Below are 15,179 nucleotides of genomic sequence, written 5' to 3'. Positions count from 1 at the left end.
TCTCACTAAGGACAAAGCGATGATTTTATGTGCTGGTGAAGCCCTCATCGACATGATCCCCACCCCGACCGTCTCGGGCGGCGAGGGGTTTGTTCCCCATAATGGCGGGGCGGTGTTCAACACCGCGATCGCCTTGGGGCGGCTTGGACAGACGGCAGGGATGCTGACCGGACTGTCGAGCGATCTTTTCGGGCAGCAGCTTGATCAGGGGCTGCGCGACAGTCAGGTGGACACCCAGCTCTGCATCCGCAGCGACAGGCCGACCACGCTGGCCTTCGTCAAGCTGGTCGACGGACATGCAAGCTATGTCTTCTACGACGAGAATTCGGCGGGACGCATGCTGACCGAAGCCGATCTGCCGCCCCTGCCCGACAGCGTGAACGCGCTCTATTTTGGCGGGATCTCTCTGGCTTGCGAACCGGGGGCCGATGCCTATGCCGCCCTTCTGGCCCGCAACCATACCAACCGCGCGGTGATGATCGACCCCAATATCCGCCCCGGTTTCATCCGTGACGCGGCGCGCTATCGGGCACGGCTTGGCGCGATGCTGGCCCAATCCGATATCGTGAAAGTCTCCGACGAGGATCTCGACTGGATCCTCCCCGGCGCGCAGACATTGCCCCAGAAGGCACAGGCGCTGCAGGCCAGCGGCCCTGCCGTGGTGATCGTGACACGCGGGGCGCAAGGGGCCAGCGCGTGGCTTGCGGATGGCACCGAGGTCAGCATTGCCGCCGAGCGGGTCACCGTGATCGATACGGTCGGTGCGGGAGATACGTTCAACGCGGGCATTCTGGCGAAGCTGTCGGAACTGGGCCTGCTGGAGAAACCCCAACTGCGCCGTCTTGCGCCGGACGATATGCGCCGCGTTCTGGCCTTCGGGGCGAAAGTCGCCGCCGTCACCGTCTCGCGCGCGGGGGCCAACCCGCCTTGGGCCGCGGAACTGGCCTGACAGGGTGTGACCACATCAGGCAGCCCGCAACGGGACAGCCACAAAGAGGCGGCTGCCGTCTTTTGAACCAGATGCCGATGACGCGAAGTAGTTTTACTATTTCGCGTCATTCTTTTTGGACAGATCAGATAATTGCTTCTATATCACAAATATAAGGATTTATTCTTTCAAGCTTTTCGCCTTACGGTGCACTGCCCATCGGGCACCATTCTCGGGAGAACATGACGTGACAAGCGATGCGAAAACCCCCGCTTACATCGTGGGGATCGCCGCGTCCGCAGGCGGGCTTGAAGCCACATCCCTGCTGGCACAGAACCTGCCCAAATCGCTTGATGTGGCCTATGTGCTGGCCCAGCATATGTCGCCCAGCCATAAATCCATGCTGGTGCAGCTTCTGGCGCGTGAAACCAGCCTTGCCGTGGTCGAGATCGAAGAACGTGTGGTGCCTGCGGCCAATACCATCCACATCCCGCCGCCCGGCCATGACGTCGTTCTGGAAGATGGCGAGTTTGTGCTGCGCAACCCCGAAGGGCATCCGGCGGCCCCCAAACCCTCGGCGGACCGGCTGTTCAAATCCATAGCCTCAGAAGTGGGCGAACGTTCGGTGGGTATCGTGCTGTCGGGCACGGGATCGGATGGCAGCTACGGGGTGCAGGCCATCCGCGAGGCGGGCGGGATCACCATCGCGCAGGAACCCTCGAGCTCCAAATACGATTCCATGCCGGTGTCGGCCATCCGCACCGGCTGTGTGGACCTGACGCTGACACCGCAGCAGATGGGCCAGCATCTGGCCATGATCCTTGCCCAGCCGCGTGATCTGGAAAGCCTCAAGGATATCAACGAACACACCGGCAAGAATTCGGATCTGTTCCAGATCCTGCTGGGCCATACGCTGGTCGATTTCCGCCAGTATAAGGAAAGCACGATCAACCGCCGCATCCATCGCCGGATGATCGCCAAGGGCATCGAGAATTACGCCGATTACGTCGAACTCTGCCGCCGGTCGGTAGACGAGGTCGAGGCGCTTTATCGCGACCTACTGATCTCGGTCACCAATTTCTTCCGCGATCCCGACCAGTTTCTGGCGCTGCGCGATGCGATTACCAAGAAGGTCTCCGATGGCGCGCAAGAGCCGCTGCGGGTCTGGATTGCGGGCTGCGCGACCGGCGAGGAGGCCTATTCGATTGCCATCCTCATCGTCGAGGCCTTGGGCGGGCTGGCAAAGGTCGAAAAGGACAAGCTGCAGATCTTTGCCACCGATATCGATGACCGTGCCTTGGCCATCGGTCGGCGCGGGCAATATCCGGCCTCTGCCGTCACCGATATTCCGCAGGAATATCTGTCGCGCTATTTCGATCTGGCCGAAGATCATGTCGTGGTGAAATCGAAGCTGCGCAGCTTCGTCATGTTCTCGCGCCATAACGTCTTTCAGGATGCGCCCTTCATGTCGATCGACCTCGTGTCGATCCGTAACGTGCTGATCTATTTCGAACCCAAGCTGCAGGAACGGGTGCTGACGCGGATCCAGTATGCGCTCAAACAGGACGGTCTGCTGTTTCTGGGCACATCCGAGACGACCGGCGCGCTGGAAAGCTTCTTCGTGCCGCTCAGCCAGCATGGAAAGATCCTGCGCAAACGCTCCACAAGGCTGAATTCGGCAGCCCCTGCCCTGAACGGCTCGCTACCGCCTGCCAATCATCTGCGCGCCGCGTCGCCTGCAAGCTACCGCAATGCACCGACGCCTCCCAATGACTGGTGGCGTTTCGATGCGCTGGCGAAATCCGTGGTGCGCAATGGCTTCCTGACCAATCGCGACCGCGCCGTGCTGAAAATCTATGGCGATATCGCCCCCTTCGTGGAAATGCGCACCCCCATTCATGGCGGCATGACGCTGGATGTGCTGCAAAAGGCGCTGGCCTATGAGGCCAATTCCATGGTGCTGGTCGCGCTCAAGCAGCGTGAGGCACGGTCGGGCCAATGGCATCAGGTGGACGGGCGCGACTTCAATACCGTGCGGATGACCGCGTGGCCGATCATCGACGACAAGGCCGAGGAGCCGGTGGTGCTGATCGGTTTCGAGACCGAGATGCGCTCGGAGCCCGACCCCGAGAATATCGAGCGTTCGGATTACCTGAACTATCTCGAAACAGAGCTGTCGCGCACCCGCGACACGCTACAGATCACGATAGAGCAGCTCCAGACCTCGAACGAGGAACTGCAATCGCTGAACGAAGAGCTGCAATCCTCGAACGAGGAGCTGCAATCCACGAATGAGGAGCTGGAGACCTCGAACGAGGAGCTGCAATCCACGAATGAGGAACTGATCACCGTCAACGAGGAGCTGCTGGTCAATACCGGCCAGCTCGAACGCACCTCGGCCGAGCTGAACGGGCTGATCAAGGGTCTGCCCACGGTGATGATGATGCTTGATCAGGGGCTGTTGATCCGCCATGCCAGTCAGTCGGCCACACGGACCTTCGAGATCCGCGAGCGTGGCCATTCGCTGGGCCATCTGTCGCAATGCTACATCCCCAACGGCTACCCGCCGCTTGTCGATATCTGTTCGCAGGCGCTTCTGGACCGCCGCCCGCATTACCGGCAGTTCGAGATTGACGATTACTGCCATTCGCTGACCGTTTCGCCGCTGGTCACCGAAAATGACGGATTGATCGGGCTGATCGTGCTGATCACCTCGGTCGATATGACGGTGGATTCCCTGCTGAACCAGACCTTGCGCAAATTCTCGAATATCGGGACATGGCGCGTCAATCTGGCAACCGAAGAGGTCAGCTGGTCGGAAGAGACCTATGCCATCCACGGCATGATGCCCGATAAGGCCAAGCGGAAAATGGATGAGGCGGTCAATTACTACCATCCCGACGACCGCGATATCGTCAAATCCGCCATCGAGAGCGCACTCAACCGCAATGAACCCTTCCATTTCTTCGCCCGCCTCAAACGCAGGGACGGCGCGACGGTTGTGGTGGAAAGCTCTGGCTCGGCGGTGCGGAACGAGGTGGGCGAACCCATCGCGCTGATCGGGGTCTGCCGTGATTTCTCGCGCATCCAGAACGAGAACCTTCTGGTGCGCCATTATGACGAGATCACCACCGAACAGCATATGGGCTTCTTCTCGATCGATATCATCAACAACCTGCATTACTGGAATCCGGTGCTGATCGAGATGATGGATGTCGCCTCCGAGGGCGACCAGTCTCTGGACCGGCTGATTTCGCATCTGCCATCGGACCGCCAGACCCTGCTGCGCAAGACGCTTCAGGACGCGATCCAGCAGCGCCGGCCCTTCTGCCTCGAAGAGACACTGATCCTGCGGCATGGTGCCTCCCGCAAATGCCAGATCCGCGGCAATGTCGAGTGCAATGCCAGCAATCAGGTCACGCATCTTTACGGGTCGATCAGGGTCATCGACTAGGCGGTTTTTTGCGCGGGCTGGCGGTTTTCAGGAAATTGAAACCAACGTGACCAAAAGCCCGCTCATAATTAAGACCTTATTAACGATTACAACCAGATGATGTTTCCAAGAACAAATACTCCATTGACCGAAAGGATACCCGAAAATGGGTGCGGACGGGCAGCACAGCCATCATGAGTATGGAATAGTTACACTCCACCTCCTCCGTGACGATGCCACCGGCGCATGGTTTGCCGAGCGGATCGAAATGAATCTGGACAACATGCGCAACCAGATCACGTTCCGCCAGCCTGAACCGCTGGCGGGTGCGTTTACCTCCCCTTTTGCAGAGGCTTTGATCCATTATCTTCCCCAGAATGGTGATTTCTCTGTCTCGACCAATTCCCACAACCTGATCGAGATCCCCGGTCTTGTGTTGGGCGGGATGCGGATTATCGCGCAACGCAATGTCAACGGTTTGCAGCGCGTGGCGGTGCGGTTCCGCAATGTCATTGGCGAGTTTCAGGCGGTCTTGTCGATCAAGTATCGCAGCGAAGGCCAGACACTGACCACGCTGGAAAAAGGCGCGACCGATGCGTTGTTGTCGCTGCTGATCCCCTGCCTTGATCTTGCGCATGTCGAGCTTGACACATTCGCCGATGCTGACCTGCCGTTCAAAGTGGCGCTGCGGTTGCAGACCCTGACGCAGAAAAAGGAGGATCTGGCCTTTTTTACCCATATGCTGCGGCGCTATGTGGAAAATACTCCGCAGATGCTGGCGGTGGATTATCTCTCGCAGCTTCCCGCCCATCAGGAAGACCCCGCCATCAAGCTTGTCGCCAATAGCTAAGTCCCCCCGATCCGGGCCACGTTTTCCAGTATCCCTGTTTCCAGTATCCGGCCCGTGATCTTTGATCGCAGGGCTTTTTGTTTTTCGATGCAAGGCATTAACCTTAAATGCATCCGGCACAGCACGGCATATCCCCGCCGGCCGCCTGTGGGGGCTTCCCTTCCCGCCCGTTCGGCGCGACAGTAAGAGATCAACAAGGCGGAGGGACATCATGAGCGGCACCACGACTATCCTGATCGGCGCGCCCGTCGATTGCGGCAAACGCGGCAAGGGCTGCCTGATGGGGCCCGACGCCTATCGCGTGGCAGGGATCAAGGAGATCCTGACCGAACTGGGGCGCGACATACGCGATCTGGGCAATCTCGCCCCCGGCCCCCTGCCCGAGGTCACCCCCGATAATGACCGCATCCATGCTATGGCGGAAACCGTCGCATGGACCCGCACCCTGATGCAGGCCGGACGCGATGCGGCCAAGCTGGGCTTTCCGATTTTCATGGGCGGCGATCACGCGCTGGCTATGGGCTCTGTCGCAGGGATGATCCAGCATGCGGCCGATCTGGGCCGGCCCTTCTATCTGCTCTGGCTCGATGCCCATTCCGATTTCCATACGCCGCAAAGTTCGGGATCGGGCAATCTGCATGGCACGCCGGTCGCCTATCTGACGGGGCGCGACGGGTTCGCGGGTTTTCCCACGCTCGACCACTATCTCGAACCGTCGCATACCTGCATGATCGGTCTGCGCTCTGTCGATCCGGCAGAACGGGTCGCGCTGAAGAAAAGCCCCGTGCGCCGCTATGACATGCGTGCCATCGACGAAACCGGCATCGCCCGACCGCTGGGCGATTTTCTGGCCGAGGTGGAGGCGGCGAACGGCATGCTGCATGTCTCGCTGGATGTCGATTTTCTCGACCCCTCGATCGCTCCCGCTGTGGGCACCACCGTGCCGGGGGGCGCGACATTCCGCGAGGCGCATCTGGTGATGGAAATGCTGCATGACAGCGGGCTGGTCACCTCGCTCGATCTGGTCGAGCTGAACCCGTTCATGGACGAACGCGGCAAGACGGCGCAGCTCATGGTGGATCTGACCGCCTCGCTCTTCGGGCGTTCGGTCTTTGACCGGCCCACGCTCAACCACGCGCGCCGGTTCTAATGCAAAAGCCCCGGCCTGACGACCGGGGCCCTGTCCCTGAGGCGCGCAAGGGTCAGCGCCCGTTTGCGTCCGTCATGACCTCCGATACGGCAGGGGTCTCGGTGAACCGTGCCATGATATTGGCCACCAGCGCCCCCGAGATATTGTGCCAGACCGAAAACATCGCCGAAGGCACAGCCGCCAGCGGCGAGAAATAGGCGGTGGCCAATGCGGCCCCGAGCCCCGAATTCTGCATACCGACCTCGATGGCAATCGCTTTGCGGCGGGCAAGGCTGAGCCCTGTCAGACGGCCCGCAAGATAGCCGATCAGATAGCCCAGCAGGTTATGCACGACAACCACGCCGAAAATCATCACACCCGACTGGACGATGGCCCCTTTCGAGGCCGCAACCACGGCCGCCACAATCAGCACGATCCCCGTGACCGAAACCAGCGGCAGCGCGGGAATGGCGGCCTTGACCAGCTTGGGCAGGAATTTCTGCGCGATAATCCCCAGCACCAGCGGCAAGATCACCATTTTCAGGATCGAGACAAACATCGCCATCCCGTCCACCGGCAGATGGGTCGATGCGAAGGTCCATACGAGGAACGGCGTCACCACCGGCGCCAGCAGGGTCGTGACCGAGGTACAGGCCACAGAAAGCGCCAGATCACCTTTGGCAAGATAGGTCATCACATTCGAGGAGGTGCCGCCCGGGCAGCACCCGACCAGAATGACCCCCGCCGCCACTTCGGGGGCCATCGGCACGATCATCGTCAGTGCCACGGCGATCAGCGGCATGATAACGAATTGCGAGACCACCCCGATGGCCACCTGCACGGGGCGTTTGGCGACCTCGGCAAAATCCTGTGCCGAGATGGTCAGCCCCATTCCGAACATGATAAGCCCCAGCAGCGGGACGATCAGCCCTTTGAGCTGTACGAAAATATCGGGAAAGGCAAAGCCAAGACCTGCAAAAAGCACGGTCCAGAACGCGAATGTCCGCCCGACAAATTGCGAAAATGCGGCGATTGATTTCATTTTTTCCCTCAAAATCGTAACATGATTTCTTCTGCATGATCGCGCGGATACTCACCTCGCTTATGAAACACAAGACATTCTCCCCGAAAAACACAATTTGCCGAATATCCTCGGGAAAACTCCGATGACATTCTCGCGCAAGACGGGCAAAACAGAGACATACATAAAGGAGATTTCCATGCTCATCCTCCCCGATGACAGCACGCATGATTACCCGCTTCTGGAGACGCTGGTTGAAGATGATGATCTGGGCCAGATCGTGCTCCGACTTGCCCGTGCAATGGTGCCGCTGGCGGGGCGCTTGGCGGCAGGCAAGCTGCCCGGTGATCCTGCGGCGCTGGTCGGCCAGAATGACAGCGGGGATGCGCAAAAAGCACTGGATGTCGGGGCGCATGAGCATGTGCTGGCGGCGCTCGAGGGCAGCAATATCCGCCATGTCCTGTCAGAAGAGGCCGCAGCCCCCGTCTGTCTGGATCCCGAGGGCGATTGGGATCTGGTGATTGACCCGATTGACGGTTCCGGCTCCATCGGTATCGGGGCACCTTTGGGGATGCTGTTTGCGCTTTATCCCGCAGGCACGGGCGATTTTCTGCGGGCAGGCAATGAAGCTGTCGCGGCGGGCTATGCGTCTTTCGGCCATTCGCTGGATTTCGGCTACTCCTTGGGCGATGGCGTACATATCGCCACCTATGATGCGCAATCGCAGGCCTTCCATGTGACACTCGCCAAGGTGATGCTGCCCGAACAGGCCAAGATCATCGCCTATAACGCCTCCAACGAACGTCACTGGTCGGCGGGGTTGCAGGCCTATATCCACGATCTGCGCTTGGGGAAGACCGGCCCGCGCGCGCGGGATTTCAACATGCGCTGGCTGGCGGCGGCTGTGGGCGAGCTACATCGCATCCTCTTGAAAGGCGGTGCTTTTCTTTATCCGCAGGATGCGCGCAAGGGCTATGAGAATGGCCGCTTGCGCCTGACCTACGAGGCCGTGCCAATCGCCTTTTTGATCGAACAGGCCGGAGGTCGGGCCAGCACGGGCCAGCAGCGCATTCTGGATCTCGTTCCGACAGAGCTGCATGAATTTGTCCCGCTGATCTTCGGGGCGGCGGAAGAGGTCGGGGTGATCGAAGACTATATCGCCCGAAATAGCTGACCTTTGTCAGGTAATGCATTTCTTGCGATCTGAGGATAATCGCCGCATGATCTCCCATATATTATGGGGGATCATATGGATCTGATCGATGAATTACGCGCCTTTGTTGCCACCGCACAGACACGCTCTTTCACGGCGGCAGCAGATCAGCTCGGGTTGTCGAACCGCCTGACCTCGAAATATGTGGCGGCGCTGGAAGCCCGTCTCGGGACGCGGCTGTTCCAGCGCACTACGCGCAAGGTCGGGCTGACGCCCGCAGGCGAGGAGCTGATGGCGCGTGCGCCCGCCCTGCTTGATGATCTGGACCTGATGATCGGCGATATTGCCGAGGGCTCGCGGGGGCTCGCGGGGCTGATCCGCATCTCGGCCCCCGTCACCTTCGGGGAAGCCTATCTGGCCGAGATGCTGGGACGTTTCGGGCAGACCCATCCCGATCTGACCATTGATCTGCGACTGAGCGACCGGTTTACCGATCTGGCCGGAGACGGGATCGATCTGGCGTTCCGCATCGGTCAGCTTGACATGATGGCGCTGAAATCCCGCAAGATCGGCGCTTTTCGGGTAAAACTGGCCGCCAGCCCCGCCTATCTGGCTGCACATGGCAGGCCGCAAAAGCTTGCGGATCTGGAACATCATAGCTGCATCATCGACACCAACCGCCGAAATGCCCGCCGCTGGTCGTTCCACAAGGACAGGCATGTCACGGTCACGGGGCGGTTTCATGTCAACTCGGCCCGCGCCGCCTGCCGCTTTGCCGAAATGGGTCTGGGGATCACCTATTGCCCCGATTTCGCCCTGCGCGCGGCCTTGGAAAGCGGACGGCTGGTTGCCCTTCTACCGGAGGAGACAGGGGAAACCTATCCGGTGAATATCGTCTATCTCGAAGGGCAGCGCCTGCCCCGCAAGCTGCGCGCACTCATCGATTTCGCCCAAGAGGATATGAAACAGTCAGGCATTCTGGGCGAGTGTTGAAAGCGGGGCCGCAACCGGACCGGCCCCGTTTCCGGCCCTATTGCGCGGCCTCCACCGCGCCCGCCTCTGTCAATGCGTTCATCTCGTCCTCGGCCAGATGCAGCTCTGCCGCCTTCACAAAGCTTGCAAGCTGGCTTTCGCTGGTGGCCGAGGCGATAGGGGCGCTGACCCCTTCCCGCGCGATCAGCCATGCCAGTGCCACCTCGGCGGGTTTGGCATTATGGGCCAGGGCCACCTCGTCCAGCGCCTGAAGCACCGCCAGCCCCCGATCATTCAGATATTTCCGGACCATATCCCCGCGTTTGGACCCTTCGAGGTCTTCGGGCCTGCGGTATTTCCCGCTCAGGAAGCCCGCGGCAAGGCTGAAATAGGTGACCACACCGATATTCTGCGCGATACAGAACGCGCGCAGATCGCCCTCGAACCCGTCACGGTCATAGAGGTTATATTCGGGCTGGAGCACCTGGTAGGCCGGAAGCCCGTGGTCTTTCGCAACGCGCTGCGCCGAGGACAGCAACGCGTAATCATAGTTTGACGCCCCGATCGCACGGATTTTCCCCGCTGCCAACAGGTCACGATAGGCCCCCAGCGTCTCTTCATGGCGCACGCTGTCATCGGGCCAATGCGAGAAATAAAGATCGACATGGTCGGTTTTCAGCCGCTCCAGCGACAGGTCGATCGCCTTGGAAATCCACGCTTGCGACAGGCCTTTTTCACCCGGTCCGCCCATATCGGAACCGACCTTGGTAAACAGCGTCACTTTCTCGCGCAGGCCGGGCCGCGCGGCGAACCACTTGCCAAGGATCGTCTCGGACTCGCCGCCGCTATTGCCTTCCCCCCATGCGGAATAGACATCCGCCGTGTCAATCGTGGTAAAGCCGTGATCGATCAGCGCATCCAGCATGCGAAAACTCGCCGCCTCATCCAGTGTCCAGCCGAAAACATTGCCGCCGAACACAATCGGGGAAATCTCCAGACCGGTCGTGCCAAGTGTGTTGGTCTTCATGAAAGGCCTCCTTTCTCAAACGGTTTCAAGGGTCGAAGCCGCCCTTGGTCCTCATAGAAATGCATCTGCCCCCAAAGATAGTGCGCCCGATCCTGCCGCACATGCGCAAGGCCGTCTGAGGTGATGAAAGAACCGTGAGCTTCAGCAGGTGGCAGGCGCGTCGCCCGCCAGATGGGCGCGATGGGTCTCGACCAGATCGCGCAGGAAATCGGCCACCGCCCGCACCCGCGGCGATTGCACAAGATCGGTCTGGGTCACCAGCCAGACCGGCTGATCAATCCCCAGATCGCGGCGCAGGCAGACCAGCCCGCGCGGTTGAGCCAGAAAATGTGGCAGGACCGCCAGCCCCAGCCCCGCCCGACAGCCCGCCACCTGTGTGGCAAGCGAAGTGGTCGACAGAACCGGTGGACGGCCTTGCAGCATCTGCTCGACCCAGATGGCCGCAGCCAGATGCGACTGCCCCTCGCCCCACATGATGAAGGCGTCATGATCGAAGGCCGCGCCCTCACCACCGGTTGTCCGCTGCGCCAGATAGGACGGCGCGGCATAAAGCCCCAAGCCCAGCCGCCCCAGACGCTGCAACGTGACATGGCCGCGCTCCGGTTTGACCATCCTGAGCGCCAGATCGGCGTCGCGACGATGCAGATTGACCGTGCGCACATCTGTCACCAGATCAAGGCAAAGCTTGGGATGTCGGGCCTGCAAACGCGGCAAAGCGGGCAGGATCAGATCGGTGGCAAGATTTTCAGCCGTGGCCAGCCGCACCGTGCCCGACACCTCGCGCGAGGGCTGCGCATGGCCCGCAAGGCTACTGGCCGCCGCCTCCATATCCTCGGCCCGTTCCACCAGCGCCGCACCATCCTCGGTCACGCGATAGCCGGTCTGGGTGCGCAAGAACAATGGCGTGCCCATCGCGGCCTCCAGCCTCTCGATCCGGCGCGACACCGTGGCCAGCCCCAGCCGCAACTGCCCCGCCGCCCCCGACAACGTGCCCATCCGCACCACCGCCAGAAACACTTTCAGATCATCCCAGACGATTGTCATGGCCCTACCTTCCATTTCCGGAAAGCGGTATACCGATTGCGTGGATACTCTCCGTATCTGAAAAATGGCAAGACCGGCAGCACAAGACAAGCGGAAAGGACCGATCATGCAAAAACGTTCGCTGACGAAAGAACTCCACGTTTCGGCCTTGGGGCTGGGCTGTATGGGCATGAGCGAATTCTACGGCCCCCGCGATGATGCGCAATCGCTGGAGGTGCTGCATCAGGCGACAGAGGCGGGGCTGGATTTTCTGGATACTGCCGACATGTATGGCCCCTTCCACAACGAGGAACTGATCGGGCGTTTTCTGAAAGAGACCCGCGCGAAGGTCAAAATCGCCACGAAATTCGGGATTGTGCGCAAGCCCGGAGCCTATGAACGCGACATCGATACCAGCCCCGCCTATGCACGGCAGGCACTGGAAGGGTCGCTCAGGCGGCTGGGCGTGGAACGGGTGGATCTGTATTATGTGCACCGCGTCGCTCCCGACCAGCCGATCGAAGAGACCATGCAGGCGCTGGCCCGACTGGTGGCCGAGGGCAAGATCGGCCATATCGGTCTTTGCGAGGTCAGCGCCGCGACCCTGCGCCGCGCACATGCCGTGCATCCGGTCAGCGCGCTACAGACCGAATATTCGCTCTGGACCCGTGGCGTAGAGACCGAGATCCTGCCTGTCTGCCGCGAGTTGGGCATCGGCTTCGTGCCCTATTCGCCCTTGGGGCGCGGGTTCCTGACCGGCGCCTATAGCGACCCGAGCAAGCTGGCCAGCGGCGATTTCCGCGCGATGCTGCCACGGTTCAAGGATCAGGCGCTGGCCAGCAATCTGCGCATCGCCGATCTGGTGCGCGACTGGGCCCTGCGCAAAGGCTGCAGCCCCGCGCAACTGGCGCTGGCATGGCTGCTGGCACAAGGGGACGATATCGTGCCCATTCCCGGCACCAAGCGTCCGGCCTATCTTGCGGACAATCTTGGCGCGCTGGATGTGGTCCTGACCCCCGAAGATCTGGCCGCACTGGACCGCGCATTGGCGCAGATGCCGGTTGCGGGCGCGCGCTACACGGCAGAGGGCATGAAAGGGGTTGATGCCTGAGAGTTGAGGCCTGAGATCGGTCTGGCCGTTTGCCACAGGCGCGGTTTTTCCTCGCCTCGGCGCAAGGCCCGCGCTATCCAGAAAGCATGAGAGTGCTGCTGATTGAAGATACCCCCGATCTGGCCCGCAATGTCGCGCAATTCCTGCGCCTGCAAGGCCATGCGGTGGATATTGCCGCCTCGGTCGATGAGGCCGAGGCCGCTTGGGATGTGACCGATTATGCAGGGGTGATCCTCGATCTGGGGCTGCCCGACGGGTCGGGGCTGACGCTTCTACGCGCCCGCAGACGCGCCGGTGACCGCACGCCGGTGATCATTGCCACCGCGCTCGACCAGATTTCGGACCGGATCGCGGGGCTGGATGCCGGTGCCGATGACTATGTGACCAAACCTTTCGATCTGGGCGAACTGGCCGCGAGGCTGCGCGCCCATGCGCGGCGTTCGGAAGGCAACCCGACCGCGCAGACCGCCCTTGGCGATCTGCGGATCGACCGTGCCGCGGCACGGCTCTGGCGCGAAGGCACAACTGGCGAAGGCACAACTGGCGAAGGCAAGGAAATCCGTCTGACATCGCGGGAATGGTCGCTTTTCGAGGCGCTTCTGGCGGCGCGCGGGCGCATTCTGTCGCGGGCCGCACTGGAAGAGACCCTGTTCGCCTATGATGACAGCGTGGAAAGCAATGCCGTCGAGGTCTATATCTCGCGGCTACGGGGGAAGCTCGGCGCGGAGGTCATCGTGACGCGACGCGGTTTGGGATATCTGATCCCGTGACGCCGTGGTCGCTGAAAAAGCGCCTGCTGCGCAATGTGCTTCTGGCGGTGGGCTTTGGCTGGATCGCGACCTTGAGCGTGGGCATCTATGCGCTGAACCATGAAATGGGCGAAGTTCTGGATGGCGCGTTGAAGGACGACGCCGCGTTGGTGGCGCAGCTTCTGGCGCATGACCAGACCCAAGCCATTGCCACTTGGGCCAACAGCCATGCGCAAAACACGGATTGGCAGATGCGCATCCTGCTGCCGGAGGGGCCGGCCACCGCTGCCCCCTGGCCTGCGCTCGGGCGTGATGGGATCAGCCAGACCGAAGACTGGCAGGTGGTGCGGCAAACAACCCCCGACGGCGTGATCGAGATCGGCCAGAGCCTCAAGCGCCGCAGCCATGAATTGATGGAAGCCGCCCGCGCCTTCCTGTTCCTGATCATCCCGCTTTTGCTGATTGTCACCGCCGCCGTCATCCTGACCCTGCGCAAGAGCCTGTCCTCGACCATCGCCTTCTCGCACAGGATGCGCCGCCGCAGCGCCGAGGATCTCTCGCCCCTCTCGGCGGATATGCTGCCGCAGGAAATGGCCCCTGTCACCGATGCCTTCAATATCTACCTTGACCGGATCAAGGATCTGCGCGCCGCCGAGCGCCATTTCATCGCCAATGCCGCACATGAGCTGCGCACGCCCTTGGCGGTGCTGCGCAGCCGGATCGAGGTCATGGCCGCCACGCCCCAAGCCGCGCAGGCCGACGCGCGCAGGGATCTGATCGACACGATCGACCGGCTGTCGCTGCGCGTCGAGCGCCTGCTACAGCTTGAACGCGCCGAGGCGGGGCTGGGCCTTGCGCGGGAGCGGATCGATATTGTGGCGCTGATCCGGCTGCTTTGCCACGAGCTGCGCCCGAACAGCAACGGGCAGCCCTCGATCCTGTTTGACGACAGCGATCTGGACCGGCTCGATATTTCCAGTGACCGCGATGCGCTAGCGATCATCTTGCGCAATCTCTTGGGCAATGCCCGCGATCACGGCACCGGCACAGTCCGGCTGCAACTGTCACCGCAAGGGCGTCTGCGGGTCACCAACCCCGCCCCACCCGAGGCCAGCTTCCATCTGGAACGTTTCGGCAAGTCCGGCGGCTCTGCCGGATCGGGACTGGGGCTGGACATCGTGATGCGGCTGGCGCGCGATCTGGGCATCCCGACCCGCTTCGAGATCCTCCCGCGCGAGGCCGGACCTCTGGCGCAGGTCACGCTTGACCTGCCGGTCTGCACCAAAGACCAGTAACCTGCTTTACGGCAAAAGAAAAACCCCTATGGCCAGCGGCCATAGGGGGAGTTTCGTCAGTCGGGCTCGTTCTCGTTCACTGCCCTCGTCGGATCATTTTTTGCCTGGGCCCTCTCGACGTCTGGGGCAAGCGCACCTGCCCCCGAACTCGTTAACCACCACCCAAAATCACGGGTCCCCACCCCGGGGATACATCGCCTGCGCTCAGTGCAGGCCGTAAGCCGAGCCCGACTGCATGAGCGTCACGGTCGAAGATGCACCATGCATCTCGATCTCGGCCACGCTCATCGGGCAGGCGCCAAGCCCCGCGCCCCAGACCTCGACCGAGGCCTGTCCGCCGAATGTCGCATTCAGCACCGATTTCAGCGCATCCCCCGAAAGCTTGGCAACCATGCCACCCTCGATCAGTTCAAGCTCTGCCGCCTGAACGCGCGTATTTCCGATAATCAGTTCCAACGTTTTCTCCATGAAGACGTTCAAGAGGTGGT

Annotated in this window: 13 protein-coding genes; 9 read left to right on the top strand and 4 right to left on the bottom strand. The window is 61.3% G+C overall.

Features of this window, described 5'->3' with window-relative positions; genetic code table 11:
- Positions 1-19 precede the first annotated feature (19 nt).
- From AC2ISB_RS04165 to rocF, 4 genes are all read left to right on the top strand, one after another.
- Positions 20-949, top strand: coding sequence for a carbohydrate kinase family protein (locus AC2ISB_RS04165; protein WP_486576244.1), 930 nt, complete (start codon positions 20-22; stop codon positions 947-949).
- Between the two features lie 226 nt (positions 950-1,175).
- Positions 1,176-4,382 carry a chemotaxis protein CheB gene (locus tag AC2ISB_RS04160; protein WP_406720595.1) on the top strand — a complete coding sequence of 1,069 codons (3,207 nt, stop codon included), beginning with the start codon at positions 1,176-1,178 and terminating at the stop codon, positions 4,380-4,382.
- A gap of 145 nt (positions 4,383-4,527) precedes the next feature.
- Positions 4,528-5,211: a hypothetical protein gene (locus AC2ISB_RS04155; RefSeq protein WP_339107046.1), complete on the top strand. Its 684-nt coding sequence runs from the start codon at positions 4,528-4,530 to the stop codon at positions 5,209-5,211.
- Positions 5,212-5,422: 211 nt separating this feature from the next.
- Positions 5,423-6,361, top strand: a complete 939-nt coding sequence (gene rocF, locus AC2ISB_RS04150) for an arginase (RefSeq protein ID WP_339107045.1) — start codon at positions 5,423-5,425, stop codon at positions 6,359-6,361.
- A 52-nt stretch (positions 6,362-6,413) separates the two neighbouring features.
- Here the strand turns inward: rocF and AC2ISB_RS04145 are convergent, their stop codons facing one another.
- Entirely contained in the window at positions 6,414-7,382 is a 969-nt protein-coding gene (locus AC2ISB_RS04145) for a bile acid:sodium symporter family protein (protein ID WP_486576240.1), read from the bottom strand.
- A gap of 178 nt (positions 7,383-7,560) precedes the next feature.
- On the opposite strand from AC2ISB_RS04145, the gene AC2ISB_RS04140 reads away from it, so the two are divergent.
- Both AC2ISB_RS04140 and AC2ISB_RS04135 read left to right on the top strand, forming a co-directional pair.
- Positions 7,561-8,535, top strand: coding sequence for a class 1 fructose-bisphosphatase (locus AC2ISB_RS04140; protein ID WP_339107043.1), 975 nt, complete (start codon positions 7,561-7,563; stop codon positions 8,533-8,535).
- Between the two features lie 75 nt (positions 8,536-8,610).
- Positions 8,611-9,507, top strand: coding sequence for a LysR family transcriptional regulator (locus AC2ISB_RS04135; protein ID WP_406736780.1), 897 nt, complete (start codon positions 8,611-8,613; stop codon positions 9,505-9,507).
- 37 nt (positions 9,508-9,544) lie between these two features.
- Here the strand turns inward: AC2ISB_RS04135 and AC2ISB_RS04130 are convergent, their stop codons facing one another.
- Entirely contained in the window at positions 9,545-10,513 is a 969-nt protein-coding gene (locus AC2ISB_RS04130; protein ID WP_339107041.1) for an aldo/keto reductase, read from the bottom strand.
- Between the two features lie 141 nt (positions 10,514-10,654).
- Positions 10,655-11,557: a LysR family transcriptional regulator gene (locus AC2ISB_RS04125; RefSeq protein WP_486576238.1), complete on the bottom strand. Its 903-nt coding sequence runs from the start codon at positions 11,555-11,557 to the stop codon at positions 10,655-10,657.
- A gap of 106 nt (positions 11,558-11,663) precedes the next feature.
- Here AC2ISB_RS04125 and AC2ISB_RS04120 point away from each other — a divergent pair, with 106 nt between their 5' ends.
- The 3 genes from AC2ISB_RS04120 (at position 11,664) to AC2ISB_RS04110 (ending at position 14,691) form a co-directional block, all read left to right on the top strand.
- Positions 11,664-12,647, top strand: a complete 984-nt coding sequence (locus AC2ISB_RS04120) for an aldo/keto reductase (protein WP_406736782.1) — start codon at positions 11,664-11,666, stop codon at positions 12,645-12,647.
- Positions 12,648-12,733: 86 nt separating this feature from the next.
- Positions 12,734-13,417 carry a response regulator transcription factor gene (locus tag AC2ISB_RS04115; protein ID WP_486576235.1) on the top strand — a complete coding sequence of 228 codons (684 nt, stop codon included), beginning with the start codon at positions 12,734-12,736 and terminating at the stop codon, positions 13,415-13,417.
- Positions 13,414-14,691, top strand: a complete 1,278-nt coding sequence (locus tag AC2ISB_RS04110) for a sensor histidine kinase (RefSeq protein WP_486576233.1) — start codon at positions 13,414-13,416, stop codon at positions 14,689-14,691. The genes AC2ISB_RS04115 and AC2ISB_RS04110 overlap by 4 nt, the downstream gene beginning before the upstream one ends.
- A 204-nt stretch (positions 14,692-14,895) precedes the next feature.
- On the opposite strand, the gene AC2ISB_RS04105 is transcribed toward AC2ISB_RS04110, so the two are convergent.
- Entirely contained in the window at positions 14,896-15,147 is a 252-nt protein-coding gene (locus AC2ISB_RS04105; RefSeq protein WP_339107036.1) for a hypothetical protein, read from the bottom strand.
- Positions 15,148-15,179: the final 32 nt, after the last annotated feature.

It is taken from the genome of Thioclava sp. NS-SX20 (assembly GCF_057380695.1).
This window is presented reverse-complemented; position numbering and strand designations above follow the sequence as displayed.

Coding starts and splice junctions, on each gene's coding strand:
- AC2ISB_RS04165 (WP_486576244.1), top strand. CDS start 20: ATGATTTTATGTGCTGGTGAAGCCCTCATCGACATGATCCCCACCCCG.
- AC2ISB_RS04125 (WP_486576238.1), bottom strand. CDS start 11,557: ATGACAATCGTCTGGGATGATCTGAAAGTGTTTCTGGCGGTGGTGCGG.
- AC2ISB_RS04115 (WP_486576235.1), top strand. CDS start 12,734: ATGAGAGTGCTGCTGATTGAAGATACCCCCGATCTGGCCCGCAATGTC.
- rocF (WP_339107045.1), top strand. CDS start 5,423: ATGAGCGGCACCACGACTATCCTGATCGGCGCGCCCGTCGATTGCGGC.
- AC2ISB_RS04155 (WP_339107046.1), top strand. CDS start 4,528: ATGGGTGCGGACGGGCAGCACAGCCATCATGAGTATGGAATAGTTACA.
- AC2ISB_RS04140 (WP_339107043.1), top strand. CDS start 7,561: ATGCTCATCCTCCCCGATGACAGCACGCATGATTACCCGCTTCTGGAG.
- AC2ISB_RS04145 (WP_486576240.1), bottom strand. CDS start 7,382: ATGAAATCAATCGCCGCATTTTCGCAATTTGTCGGGCGGACATTCGCG.
- AC2ISB_RS04120 (WP_406736782.1), top strand. CDS start 11,664: ATGCAAAAACGTTCGCTGACGAAAGAACTCCACGTTTCGGCCTTGGGG.
- AC2ISB_RS04135 (WP_406736780.1), top strand. CDS start 8,611: ATGGATCTGATCGATGAATTACGCGCCTTTGTTGCCACCGCACAGACA.
- AC2ISB_RS04130 (WP_339107041.1), bottom strand. CDS start 10,513: ATGAAGACCAACACACTTGGCACGACCGGTCTGGAGATTTCCCCGATT.